This window comes from Candidatus Thermoplasmatota archaeon (assembly GCA_018814355.1).
In the GTDB taxonomy this organism is placed as follows: Archaea; Thermoplasmatota; Thermoplasmata; order UBA10834; family UBA10834; genus COMBO-56-21.
Map to the genome: position 1 here is coordinate 28,745 of JAHIZT010000033.1, position 12,908 is coordinate 41,652.

Consider the following 12,908-nt stretch of genomic DNA (forward strand, 5'->3'; position numbering starts at 1 on the left):
TCACTTGATTATGCCAATCTCCGACAGCTTCTCAGGAAGGTAGGTGTCCGTCACATAGTCAAGACCGTACTTCGCCAGGGCCTGCTGCTCAGCCTTCTCCCCTATCTCGAGCATCAGGTCGATCTCGTGCTTCCAGAACTGGTCTTTGAACCTAGGGTCCGTCTTCTCGGCGTTGAGTGCTTGGATGTCCTTGTCGTTCAGCTTGTCCGTTGGCAGTTCGTAGTTGAGTATGTCTGAGGCCGTGATCCCGATGAACTCGGCCGTCGGAGTGGCAAGATACTCGGATAGGTGGGCGGTCTTGATCGCACCGTATGCCAGCGACGCGTGTATCCTGAAGCTCCAAGGATCGCCGTCCACGAATGTGCAGACGGGCAGCTTCATCTCCTCGTTAAGTCTCTTGATGAACCTCCTCGTGCTCCTGGCTGGCTGGCCCTTCAGGTGCACAAGGACAGCGTTCGCGTCCTCGTCGAACTTGTTCTCGACGAGCCTGTCGAACATACCGCCGGTCTCGATGGCGATGATGAAGTCAGCGTCGCAGTCTATGAACTCTATCTTGTCCTTCTCGACATTGTACGGTATGCCATATCCAGAATCGCCGACATCGTCCCTGCAGTTGATCTTCTTCTTCTTGCCCTTCCTGTCCAGCTCCTGCAGGGTGATGTTTCCGATGACCCTCGCGCCGTCCTCCTCGGGCCTGAGCTTGAAGTCCTCTCTCATGCAGGACGTGATGATCTCCAGGTCCTCGGCCAGCATGTTCGACTCATCCTGGGCGGAGAATTTGGCCTTGTCCCAGCCCTCCGATATGTAGTACATCTCTCTGAGCGTCGAGCTCTTCTCCTGCTTTATCATGTCCTCGATGAACTCGAGCATGTACATCGTCCGCAGGAGCATCTGGGCGCCCGTGAGTTTCTTGGCGGACCTCGCGCCCATCGCCTTGCCGTACTTCCAGACTGCGGATTTCGGGTCGAACCTGATGTTGGTCTTGGTCCTGAGAGGGATGACCATCTTCGGTATCTTCCCTCCGTCGATCTGGTCGTAGACGCTCCCTGCGAGCTCTGTGAGCTTGTCGACTGCCCTTTGATGGCGCTCTTCATTCTTCATTGTTGATCACCTCGGCGCCCTCATCGTAGTCCACCTCGCCCTCTTCCCCCTCCTCCGGCTCCTCCAATCCTCCCTCCTCGGTGATCTTCAGGTGTTCAAGGTCCCAATCGCCTGGCAGGACCTCCGCTCCTATGACAGATGCCGCATCAATGCCGCTCACATACAGCTCGTTCTCGTCGTACTGCTCCTGCGGCAACCCGTGCAGGTCAAAGGTCAGTTCGTAGATTCCGGTGGATGCGATCCTCTTGATGTCCCAGGTCAGCTTGTTGTTCTCTCGGATCTCGATCGGCTTCTCCTTGAGCGTCTTCTGATCGATCTTGTCGTACGGCGCGAGTATGTGTAGATGGAAGCTCTGGGACTTGGGCGTGTAGTTGTAGATCTTGACCGATATGTGGTGCCTCCCCTTCTCGAACTTGACCCCATCCTCTATCCAGACGACATTCATTATCTTCGTGATAGTGCCCGCTAGATCGGGCATCGGCTTCCCGACGATCTTCGCGCTCTTCTGCGCTATCATCGGTATGATCTCCTGGACGATCTCGAACTTCACCTTGGTCTTGCCCTTCTTCGCGGCTTTGTTCAGGTGTGTCTTGAGCCTTCGGGCGCAGGCCTTGAGGGCCAGCTCGATCTCTTCCTTGATCTCCGGGATGTTCGCGACGGCCTCTTTCGATTCGGAAGTGAACGGTATCTTGGTCGATGCGACGTGGACGAGGACTATAGCGGGGCCATATGGGATCCCTTGCCCGCCGCGCTGTTCCAGCCCGTACCTCCTCCAGTCCACTGCCTCGACTGCTTGTGTGATCGCACATGCTCCCTGCTGGTACATGAGCGGGACGCGGTTGGCGAATCTCAGTATCTGGACGGAATCCTCCCGGTTGAGTCCGCCGCCGTAAACGATGCCCACCTCGACAATGAACGGGTTTCCTCCGAAGACCTTGGGCTCTCTCGTGACCGGGGGCGCGTAGAAGTCTGCCTTCAGACCTCCCAAGACGTTCTTGAGTCCTTTCCTTATGAGCGTCTCGCCGATGGGGGACAGGCAGTCCGTCTCCGGGGACATGATCTTGACCTTCTTGATTGCCTCCAGGATGGCCCCAGCCCCCTCTAGGGTCAAGCGGCCGGGTCTCAGGTCCGGAGGGACTCCTGCCAATTCGCAGATCTCCCTCGCGACCCTGTAGGATATCCTCGAGAACTCGGTGTTGAGGAAGCTGGTCATCTTGAGGGATTCGGTGTACTTGGCCATGCTGAGTAGCTCCCCCAGCTCGACGCCCTCTGGATGCGGCTTGACTTCTTTGGTGGGCTTGGGCACGAGTTCTGAGGCCCTCTCGAACACGATCGTGTTCCCTTCTGGCGGAATGAATGTGATCTTTGCATGCGGGTTGACGATCGCAACACCTTTGAGGTATTCGAAGATGGACTGCCTCCCGCCGATGTACTTCCCCTTAACATGCACCTGGAAGCTGGTGCCGTGCGACCTGTCCCAGATGACGAAGTCCTCCTTGATGACGTCAGGCCTGTTCTTCTTCGTGTCCAGGATGAGATCGCACTCATATGCGACATCCTCATCGGATATCTTTGATCGGACCTTCGTCGCCTTGCCCGTTGTGAGCTGGCTGTACATCACGACAGCGGAGACTCCGATTCCCTGCTGCCCTCTTCTCTGGGCCCTCGTGTGGAACCTTGAGCCGTACAGCAGTCGTGCGAACACATTGGGAACTTGTTTCTTCACGATGCCAGGACCGTTGTCCTCGACCGTCACCCTGTACTCGGTGTTGTCTATTTTCTCGATGCGCACAAGTATCTCAGGCAGCACGCCGGCGTCCTCACACGCATCGAGGCTGTTGTCAACTGGTTCCTTGACGGACGTGATGAGCGCCCTCGTGAGCGAATCGAACCCGAGGATCTGCTTGTTCTTCTCGAAGAACTCGGAGACGGAGATCTCCTTCTGTTTCTTCGCGAGTTCATGAGCTATGGAAGACAATCGAGTGCGCCTCCACTAAGACGATAGAAGCTCTGCTTTATCGGGTGCATCCCAGTTGGTCGAAATGACTTACCTAGATAAATACGTGTTGTGGCAGTTGTGACATGCTGGCTCACGGCATGATTGGGCCTAGGCAATTCTAATCAATCAAATCTCTCGCCGCACTTCGGGCAGCGCTTGGCTTCTGCAGGCACGTCCGCTCCGCATTCAGAGCAGACGAACCCCTCTCCCGAGGTCTCCTTCCCCATCGCCTCGGCGAGGCTGGGGACCTTGGCCCTCCCCTGGGGGATGCCCTCCTTCTCCTTCGCGCGCTCCTCAACGGCCTTCTCGTAGGCATCCACTCTCATCTTCCGCGCTCGCCTGGTCCACCAGATCATGAGCAGCATGAGCGCGTACATTGGGTATACTCCTATGAACGACTGAACGAACGATATCGGGACCAACGGTGCCATGACAGCGGGTGTGCTCGTGTATATCGGTCCGTTGATTGCGAGCTCTGTCCCGTCCGCCAACCTCTCATCTGCGATGAGCCATGTGCCGTTCACCTTCGCCCAGAAAATGAATTGGTTGATCGGCCTGGTCACAGTCGTGTTGTAGTAGTAGTGCCAAACCGTGGCATTGCTCCTAGCACCATCCTTCAACATCGTGTAATTGGTCGCCTTGGCGCTCGGGAACGCCACGCTGGCAGTGTCGATACTTACCTCCTCCACAGTCGTGTTCGCGCTTGGTAGGTGGACAGTGAGAGTGTAGTTGAACATCGTGGACGAGTCACCGAACAGAGGGGTGACCATGCCGTCTGCGAGAGTGGCATTTTCGCTCGTTGCGATCTGGGGCTCAACGTGCTGGTAGAAATCAGTGAAATACACGACCCACACGCCTGCAAATGCGATGCACGCCACGAGGCCGACTATCAGTAGCTTCTTGACCCCCTTGACTCCAAGCTGCCACATGATGCCCAGCATGAACAGCGGGGTGATGAGACCGCTCAGGCAGAACGTCCCTGCGTAGAGCAACACTAGCGCATACACGCCAGCCGAAAGCGCGATTCCGACAGGAATCGGCAGGGGCGTCTTCCTGAACTCCTGGAACGAACTCTTCAGATACATTTCCAGTCTCTTGGCCGGGGTATCCATCTCGTGAGGCAACTTGCTCTTCGCATAAATAGATTGGTTCTCGCGGGCTGGTGTCGTAATAGCAGTTAAATATGTGGTTTCGCAATCGAAGGCATTCCTCTAGGAGGTCCCAGCGTTGAAGACCGCGGTCATAGCCATCGGAGGGAACGCCATACTGCGCTCCGGGGAGAAACCCACACAGGAGAACCAGATGCGCAACGTGGCGGTCACGGCCAAGGGCATGGCGGACCTGATAGAGAAGGGCTACGACATCGTAATAACGCACGGGAACGGGCCGCAGGTCGGGGACATACTTCTCAGGAACGAGATCGCCAAGAACGAGCTGCCACCGATGGGCATGGACGTGTGCGACGCCGAGAGCCAGGGGCAGATAGGGTACATGCTCCAACAGGCGCTCTCATCGGAGTTCGTAGAGAGAGGGATGAACAAGGTGGCCGTGTCGCTTATCACGCAGGTCATCGTCTCTGAGGATGACCCAGCGTTCAAGAACCCGACCAAGCCGATAGGCAAGTATTACAGCGCTCATGAGGCAAAGGAACTCCACAAGGAGAAGGGTTGGGTCATGGTCCTGGACAAGAAGAGGGGTGGTTGGAGGCGCGTCGTCCCCTCGCCTGCTCCACTCGGTATCGTCGAGAGCAAGCCAGTCCAGAGGCTCGTGTTCGGCGGAGAGCATCAGGCAGAGGTGGTCATCGCCTGCGGCGGAGGCGGGATTCCAGTCGTCCGCAGAGGGCACCGGTATGTCGGCGTCGAGGCCGTCGTGGACAAGGATCTCGCAGCGGCGATGCTTGCGAGAGATATCAAGGAAAGGTTGTTCGTCATCGCTACCGATGTCGAGCATGTCTTCCTCGATTTCGGGAAGGTGACTCAGAGGCCCTTCATGAAATCCAACCTCAAGGAGATCAAGAGACTATACGAGGAGGGGCAGTTCCCGCCGGGCACCATGGGGCCGAAGATACTCGCAGCCATCAGGTTCCTGGAAGGTGGAGGGGATGAGGTCGTGATCTGCTCCACCGAGAAGCTCGTTGCCGCCCTGGGAGAGGGCGCTGGAACGCATATCTACAGGGACGACATTAAGGCTTGAGCCCATGCCTTCTGCAGAGGAGCGGATCAAAGAGATAGATGAAGAGCTGGCAAAGACCCATTACAACAAGAACACCCAGCACCACATCGGCAGGCTCAAGGCACAGCTCGCGAGGCTTAGGGACGCCGTCGAGCTCAGACGTTCAAAGGGGCCTAAGACCGCCGGCTATGCCGTCCGCAAGTCCGGCCATGCAACTGTGGCTCTGGTCGGTTTTCCGAGCGTCGGCAAGTCGACTCTTCTCAACAAGATCACGAACGCGCAGAGCGCAGTGGCGGAATACAAGTTCACGACTCTCACGGTCGTACCCGGTGTGATGGAGTACCGGGGCGCGAAGATCCAAATCCTCGATCTGCCAGGGCTGATCAAAGACGCCTCCAAGGGCAAGGGCCGAGGCCGAGAGGTGCTGTCGGTCGTTCGTTCTGCGGACATGATCCTCCTCATGATCGACGTCTTCGAGACGAACATTCAAGTGCTGGTAGAGGAGCTGAAGACTGCGAATCTCAGGCTCAACCAGCGGCCGCCGGACATTGTGGTTGCGAAGAAGAACAGGGGCGGCATCATTGTCAACTTCACCACCAAGCAATCGGTCATGGACGAGGACCTCGTCAAGGACATGATGAACGAGTACGGACACACCAACGCGGATGTCGTGATCAGGGACGACATCGATGAGGACCAGCTCATCGACTCTATCTCCGGCAACAGGCTCTACGTACCGGCGATAGCGGTCATCAACAAGACCGACCTCGTGAACGAGACGTATCTGAAGCTGATTCAGAAGCGGCTCAAGGAGTGGAAGATCGTCCCGATTGCAGCGGAGAAGGACATCGGACTGGAGAAGCTCAGAGAAGATATCTACAACGCCCTCAAGTTCATACGCATCTACATGAAGCCGCAGGGGAAGGATGCTGACATGGTCGAGCCCCTCGTGATCAAGGACGGCTCGGACATAGGCATGATCTGCGACTCGATACACAGGGAGTTCAGGAAGAACTTCAGGTACGCGCAGATCTGGGGAAAGAGCGCGAGGTTCCCTGGCCAGATAGTCGGCCTAGACCACAGGGTGGTCGATCAGGACATTGTCACCATAATCGTGAAGCGCTGAAAAACTAAAGATTAAAGGGTTTTGAGCGGTGAAGAAGAGAACTGAGTTCGCTCAGACCTTCTTCATCAGCTTCATGAATCCGCCGCCTTCATGAATCTCCAGATTCTTTGAGGCGACGATCTGCTCGAACTCGGGCCAGTCGATTATATCGACCCTCGGGCTTCCGCCCCGAGTGAATTCGACCTCGGTTGTCCCTCTTACCTTGCCGGGTTTGAGGCTCTTCTCAGCTGCGATCTCCTTTGCCCTGTCGAGAGATATTGGCTTCATTGGCATGTGCATCCCTCCGTGTTGCCGGATTCACTTCCGACACTGACTGAATACTCGTCGGACATATAAAGCCCTTTCGCCAGTATGGCTATTTTGTATGCTGGACAGCTGTCAGACATCAGCAAAAACGTGCTCAGAACAACAGCAAGAGCATCAGGGTAGATATGAACAATGTCGCCATCGCGATTGGGAAACCGACCAGGGTGAACTTCCAGAAATTGATCTCGACGCCTTTCGCCTCGGCCTTCTCCGCGACTATCACGTTCGCTGCAGCTCCGAGTATGGTCGCGTTCCCTGCGAGGGTGGAGCTGGATGCGAGGGCTATCCAAAGCTGATGGTCCGTGATGGGTATCAGCTCGCCCAGCAGGAGCACCGCAGGCACGTTGCTCACGAGGTTGGACAAAAGGGCGGACAATGCTGTAAGCCATTCCATGGTCGGCACTCCAGAATCCCTGAAGCCAGGGAAGAAGTTCTTTATCTCGTTCAGCAGCTGGGAGTCCTTGACCCCTTGGAGCACGACGAACAGGCCTACGAAGAAGAGGATGATCGACCAGTCGACTCCCGCGAGCATCTCTCTTGCCTTGACGTCTGTCACGAGCGGCACGACGAAGAGTGAGACAACGCCAGCCACGAACGCGATCACGGCGATCGGGGTTCCAAGGAACTGGTTCAGGACGAAAGCCACGAAGGTCAGGGCGGTTATTACCAGCAGGCTGTAGAGCCCGAGCCTCCTCTCCTTCATCTTCCTGATGCCAGAGGTCGTGGACTCGTCGCCCTTCACCAGCTCCTCCTCGAAGGCCTTCCATCCATCCTTGAGGATCTTCCTCCTGAAAGCCTGCGCGCTCCCCTGTTCAATGTCCTTCCTGTAGACAAGGTAGAGGATGGCGATCGCCACGAGCATGCAGACGACGGAGACTGGAAACAGTCTCGCTGAGAAGTCTATGAAGGACATGCCCGTCTTCGTCGCGATGTACGCGTTCTGGGGATTGCCAACGGCCGTCGCCACGCTCCCGATGTTTGCTGCGATGGCCTCCGCCACGAGGAACGGCACGGGGTTTGACTTCAGCAGTCTGCAGGTCCTGATTATGATGGGCGTGAAGAGCAGCACGACAGTATCGTTGAGCACGAGCGCCGACAACGCGCCCGTGACCACCATCGTGAGCACCAGGAACGTGAACTGGTCCTTCGAGTACTTGATCATCCTGAGCGAGACCCACTCGAAGAAGCCGCAGAGCTCAAGCCCAGCTACGAGGATCATCATCCCGACGAGCAGTATCAGTATGTCCATGTTGATGGCGCCGATGGCCACATCGGGTTTGACCACGCCGAAAACGATCATCAGGGCAGCGCCGATCAGCGCCGCGGCCGGCCTGTCCACCTTGACCTTTGGGAACCGGCGGATCGAGATAAGCGCATATGTGACCAAGAAGATCGCGAGCGCAATCCAAAGGGCTCCCATCTGAGGTTAGGAAAACGTAACGCCGGATATGAATGTGAGCATTCGTCCCCATCCAAAAGGATTAAGAAATGGGTGGCCGTTCAAGCGAACGATGATTCAGAGGCCAAGAGGGACTAGGGACTTCGGCCCGACAGAGATGGCCAAGCGCAGGAAGGCGGAAATGTCCATGCGCGAGTCGTGCGCTCGGTTCGGATTCGGCGAGGTCGTTACTCCCACATTCGAGCACTCGGAACTGTTCACGCTCAGGTCTGGCCAGGGCATCATAGACGAGATGTACGTCTTCAAGGACAAGGGCGACAGGGAGATGGCCCTCAGGCCGGAGATCACCGCGTCAGTCATTCGGTTCTATGTCAACGAGCTGTCCACACTCCCCAAACCGTTGAAGCTCTACTATGTCGGCAACTGTTTCAGGTACGAGAACCCCCAGAGCGGCAGGTTCAGGGAGTTCTTCCAGCTCGGTGCAGAGCTCATAGGCACCAAGAGCCCTGAGACGGATGCCGAGGTGATCGCGCTCGCAATCAACTGCATCAGGGCCACGGGCTTGGAGGAGTTCATCGTCCGCATAGGTCACATCGGCATCCTGAAGTCGATGGTCCACAGCGAGATCAAGGACCCGAAGGTCGCGTCCGATGTCCTGAGGATGATAGACAAGGAGGACTTCGACGCCATGGGCGACATGTTCGATGCAAAGGCGCTGCCCAGGCAGCTGTTCGATAAGATCACATCTCTCGCGGAGGTCGAGGGCGAGGTGGAGCTGCTGAACAACCTCGAACCGTCCGAGGCGACGGAGTACTTGAAGGAGATATTCTCGGTGCTGAAGCTGTACGGGATCGAGGACTGCCAGGTGGACCTGGGAATCGTCCGCGGCCTCGACTACTACACGGGCATGGTGTTCGAGATAGATGCGCCCAGGCTGGGCGCTGAGAAGCAGATTCTCGGTGGCGGATCATATACGCTGTCCGAGCTGTTCGGTGGCGAGCCGGTGTTCAGCACGGGCTTTGCGATCGGGATCGACAGGGTCCTGCTCGCCCTGGAAGCTGAGAGACCTATCGAGCTCGCGCTCCCGCTAGATGCGTTCGTGATTCCAACCAAGGACGACATGAGAAAGTACGCGTTCGGGATCGTCTCGAGGCTGAGATCGCAGGGCCTGAAGGCGGATGTCGATCTCATGCGCAGGACCATGAGTAAGAACCTGAAGTACGCCGCGGCGGTAGGCTCGAGATATGCGGTCATCGTGGGCAAGGAAGAGATGGCGAAGCGGTCAGTGATGCTCAGGGACATGAAGTCCGGGGAGCAGAAAGTGGTTCTTGCTGACGAGGTCGGTTCTGAGATCGCGAAGTCGCTCTGAAGTTTCTCGGTTCGGTAGTTCGCTAAAGTGGCAGATGATTCAGATCTCGGGTTTTCTTGGCTCCGTGGTCACCCAGTCGTCCGCCTCTCGGAGCACAACCGACTTGTTGCTTCCAGGCAAGATGAAGTGCATCAGCTCCGCAGTCAGTCGCTCATCTACCGGGTCCTTGAACTCCCTCATCTTGTCAAGGTCAGCGAACTTCTCATACTCGTAGATCATAGCCAGGTCATGATCCCCTAGGCCCATGGCCGCGCCATACAACCCTACGAACTTCCAGCCCTCAGGGACATGCTTCTCAAGAAGTGGCTTGTTCTTCTTGTACCAATTCTTCAGCTCCGTATCCCTGCCCTCCTTCACATTCCCATACCATATTTGCAGCATGCTTTTCCTCCTTTTGCCGGCGCACGAGGAGGTCACGTGAGCCGTGGATGAACCACGCCACTTCCTCCTCGTCACGTACCATGCCCTACGGCTCCTATTTGAAATCTTCGCGTCGCTCCGGCCAAAAGAATCGTCACTCACCATAGGCACGGGCGAATCCGGATTGCTCTAGTTCGGGAACCTGTGAAAAATGGTGAGTTGTCCATCCGGAGCATCGCCCCGGATGGGTTGGAGTTTGAGTTCGTCTACGGGAAGAAGCCTCTCAGCTTCGTTGCGTCCGCGACTCTCTTCACTGCGACGAGGTAGGCTGCGTCTCTCATGTTGCACTTGTGCTTCTCGTGCATGTCCCACACCTCGTGGAACGCCGCGGTGATCTTCTTGTCGAGGCGTTGATTGACCTCTTCCTCGGTCCAGTAGAAGTTGTAGTTGTTCTGGACCCATTCGAAGTAGCTCACCGTGACACCGCCTGCGTTCGCAAGGATGTCGGGCAGGACGAGTACGCCGTTCTTCCACATGACGTCGTCTGCCTCGAAGGTGGTCGGGCCGTTCGCGCCCTCACCGGATATCTTGGCTTTGATCTTCGCAGCGTTGTCCTTCGTGATGACGTTCTCGAGAGCGCAGGGCAGGAGCACATCGACCTTGAGCTCGAGGATCTCCTCGTTGCTGATCGGCTTCGAACCGGGGAATCCGATGACGCTGCTGGTCTTGACCTTGTGCGCCCAGACTTCCTCGTACTTCAGGCCCATCTCATTGATGATGCCGCCCTTCGAATCGGTCACGGCGATGACTTTCGCACCGAAGTCGCGCTCGATGAGCTTGTGGGCGAACGCGCCGACATTGCCGTATCCCTGGATGGCTACGCTTGCGCCCTTCAGGTTCATGCCGATCTTCTTCGCCGCTTCTCTCACGCAGAACACGAGACCCCTCGCTGTCGCCTCAGGCCTGCCGAGTGAACCGCCGAGCTCTCTTGGCTTGCCGGTGATGACGCCTGGGACAGAGTAGCCCTTCTGCATGCTGAAGGTGTCCATGATCCAGGCCATCTCTCTGCCGCCTGTGTTCACGTCTGGAGCAGGAATGTCCTTCTCCGGGCCGATGATGATCGAGATTTCAGACGCGTACCTCCGCGTCAACCTCTCGATTTCGTTCACGGACATCTTCTTCGGGTCGCAGATGACGCCTCCCTTCGCACCACCGTAGGGTATGTCGACTGTGGCGGTCTTCCATGTCATCCAGGACGAAAGGGCTCTTACCTCATCAATGTCCACCTGTGGGTGGTATCTGATGCCTCCCTTGTACGGACCGCGGGCTTCGTTGTGCTGGACTCTGTATCCAGTGAAGACCTTGACCGCTCCGTTGTCCATCTTGACAGGAAAATTCACTGAGAGCTCCCTCTTCGGACTCTTCAGGACTTCGATCATGCCCTGGTCGAGACCCAGAGTCTTCCCCGCCTTGTCGACCATCTTCTTCATTTCTTCAAACGGATTCGCTTTGCCTGCCATTCTAACACCATTGGCCTAATCCACCACCGCGCAAATACTCTGCGCGAGATGATTGTGGTAGCGCATGCCAAGACTGAATTTAAAGGTTCCCTCTCAACCCCGTTTCCTCCCGGAAGAACTGCATTTTCAACCGGATGTTTTTAAAGGTTCTTCGAATGCGTGGCCCATCTGTCGTAATTGATGGCCAATTCATGACGGAAGTTCGAACGGCTGTCTTCTTGAAAAATCCCCTTTCGACACGTCTTTCCGAAAAGCATCCGCCTTTCAAGATTAACGCCGCTATGGCCCGCAGAGGTCGAATCCGATCAGTATCGACGCCAGCTTCGGGTCGTCATCGAGCCCGGCTTTCTTCCGGAGGAACAAGTCTCCGGTGGTGGACGGGCTGGAGGAGACTACGCAAGCCGTCCCTCGGACATCTTCGACCTCTTTGAACTCCACGGGCGGGAGCACGAACCTGGAGCCTTTGCCGCTTTCCTTGCCCACGAACAGCACAAAATCCTTCCCGAGGAACAGAGTCTTGCTGCCCTCCCCTGGCCCCACCTTCTCTCCCAACAAGAGTTCGCGGCCGATGACAGCTCCGTTCTCGTTCATGAGAACGACAGTCGGATGGGGCGGTCCTCTGAATGTGTTGTCCTTGACGATGCATGCTACATGTCGTCTCTTGAGGCATTCGAGCACACCGTCGTTCTGGACTGTAAGCGGTCCGATTGGCGGGTACCGTATCTCCAGTTCCTCAAGACCATTTCTCATCTCACCCGTCAGGTAGAATGTGTGCTTTACGCCTCTAAGGCTGGCTAGCACCTTTTCGATCTCGTCGAGCTTCTTGTTCGTCTCAGCGTTGGGATTCATGGTGCCCCTCATTCGACCATGCAAAGACCTATCTTGGCTGCAGAGGCTCCACATGCGACAGCGAGTGCATCACGTGCTGCACGAACAGATCCTCTGGCAGGGAACCCGCGATTTCGAACTTCTCGTTGATGATGGTCTTGGGGACGCCTGTGACCGAGTACTTCTGCGCGAGCGGGACGAACTCCGTCGACTCGACCATGTCCGCCCATATCATGTCGCTCTCGATTGCGAACCTGTGCGCCAGCCTCACGGTCGCTGGACAGAACGGGCAGGTGGGCGTCACGAACACCTGGATGTGGACCGAGCTGTCCACCAGCTTCAATATGTCCTTCGTCTTCTGCGACAGGCCGCTCTCGCCTCGAGAGATGTCCAGAATCGCCCCAACGAGAGACGTGAACTCGTAGCCTGACGGTATCCCGTAGAATCTGATGCCATAGTCTTTGGCTCCTATCACTGCGATAGCTGGTATCTTGTCGATTCTGAACTCATTCGCCTTCATCTGGTCCTTGACGAAGTCGTACTTTTCCACCTTGATCTTCGGAGAGATCTCCGCAAGCTCATTGGCTACAAGCTCGGTCTCCTTGCAGAACATGCAGGGCATCTCCTGCGTGAACACGACGAGCCTGACGTCGTTGACCAACTTCTCACCGAACTCCTTGGCTAGGATGTCTCTATCCTTCTGCGGTATCAAACCCATTTCAATCACC

General features: G+C 56.6%; 12 protein-coding genes. 3 read left to right on the forward strand and 9 right to left on the reverse strand.

From position 1 onward, the window contains the following. The 3 genes from KJ653_01670 to KJ653_01680 form a co-directional block, all read right to left on the reverse strand. Positions 1-1,101, reverse strand: a complete 1,101-nt coding sequence (locus KJ653_01670) for a DNA topoisomerase IV subunit A (GenBank protein MBU0684544.1) — start codon at positions 1,099-1,101, stop codon at positions 1-3. Next, positions 1,091-3,079 (reverse strand): DNA topoisomerase VI subunit B, encoded by a 1,989-nt coding sequence (locus KJ653_01675; protein ID MBU0684545.1) that lies wholly within the window; start codon positions 3,077-3,079, stop codon positions 1,091-1,093. The genes KJ653_01670 and KJ653_01675 overlap by 11 nt, the downstream gene beginning before the upstream one ends. 143 nt (positions 3,080-3,222) lie before the next feature. Continuing rightward, the gene (locus KJ653_01680) at positions 3,223-4,212 is read right to left on the reverse strand and encodes a zinc ribbon domain-containing protein (GenBank protein ID MBU0684546.1); all 990 of its coding nucleotides are present in this window, start codon (positions 4,210-4,212) and stop codon (positions 3,223-3,225) included. Between the two features lie 115 nt (positions 4,213-4,327). Here KJ653_01680 and arcC point away from each other — a divergent pair, with 115 nt between their 5' ends. Next, complete coding sequence (gene arcC, locus KJ653_01685; GenBank protein ID MBU0684547.1) at positions 4,328-5,293, forward strand: carbamate kinase; 966 nt, start codon at positions 4,328-4,330, stop codon at positions 5,291-5,293. A gap of 4 nt (positions 5,294-5,297) precedes the next feature. Further along, positions 5,298-6,398, forward strand: a complete 1,101-nt coding sequence (locus tag KJ653_01690; GenBank protein ID MBU0684548.1) for a GTP-binding protein — start codon at positions 5,298-5,300, stop codon at positions 6,396-6,398. Positions 6,399-6,449: 51 nt separating this feature from the next. Here the strand turns inward: KJ653_01690 and KJ653_01695 are convergent, their stop codons facing one another. Both KJ653_01695 and KJ653_01700 read right to left on the reverse strand, forming a co-directional pair. Further along, entirely contained in the window at positions 6,450-6,665 is a 216-nt protein-coding gene (locus KJ653_01695) for a hypothetical protein (protein ID MBU0684549.1), read from the reverse strand. A gap of 133 nt (positions 6,666-6,798) precedes the next feature. Then, the gene (locus KJ653_01700; protein MBU0684550.1) at positions 6,799-8,124 is read right to left on the reverse strand and encodes an anion transporter; all 1,326 of its coding nucleotides are present in this window, start codon (positions 8,122-8,124) and stop codon (positions 6,799-6,801) included. Between the two features lie 91 nt (positions 8,125-8,215). Here KJ653_01700 and hisS point away from each other — a divergent pair, with 91 nt between their 5' ends. Further along, on the forward strand, positions 8,216-9,472 hold the full coding sequence (gene hisS, locus KJ653_01705; GenBank protein ID MBU0684551.1) for a histidine--tRNA ligase: 1,257 nt from the start codon (positions 8,216-8,218) through the stop codon (positions 9,470-9,472). A gap of 39 nt (positions 9,473-9,511) precedes the next feature. Here the strand turns inward: hisS and KJ653_01710 are convergent, their stop codons facing one another. From KJ653_01710 to KJ653_01725, 4 genes are all read right to left on the reverse strand, one after another. Beyond that, positions 9,512-9,853, reverse strand: a complete 342-nt coding sequence (locus KJ653_01710; GenBank protein MBU0684552.1) for a hypothetical protein — start codon at positions 9,851-9,853, stop codon at positions 9,512-9,514. A gap of 245 nt (positions 9,854-10,098) precedes the next feature. Beyond that, positions 10,099-11,352, reverse strand: coding sequence for a Glu/Leu/Phe/Val dehydrogenase (locus KJ653_01715; protein MBU0684553.1), 1,254 nt, complete (start codon positions 11,350-11,352; stop codon positions 10,099-10,101). Between the two features lie 279 nt (positions 11,353-11,631). Then, on the reverse strand, positions 11,632-12,201 hold the full coding sequence (locus tag KJ653_01720) for a hypothetical protein (GenBank protein MBU0684554.1): 570 nt from the start codon (positions 12,199-12,201) through the stop codon (positions 11,632-11,634). 28 nt (positions 12,202-12,229) lie between these two features. Continuing rightward, entirely contained in the window at positions 12,230-12,898 is a 669-nt protein-coding gene (locus KJ653_01725; protein MBU0684555.1) for a thioredoxin family protein, read from the reverse strand. Between the last annotated feature and the right edge of the window lie 10 nt (positions 12,899-12,908).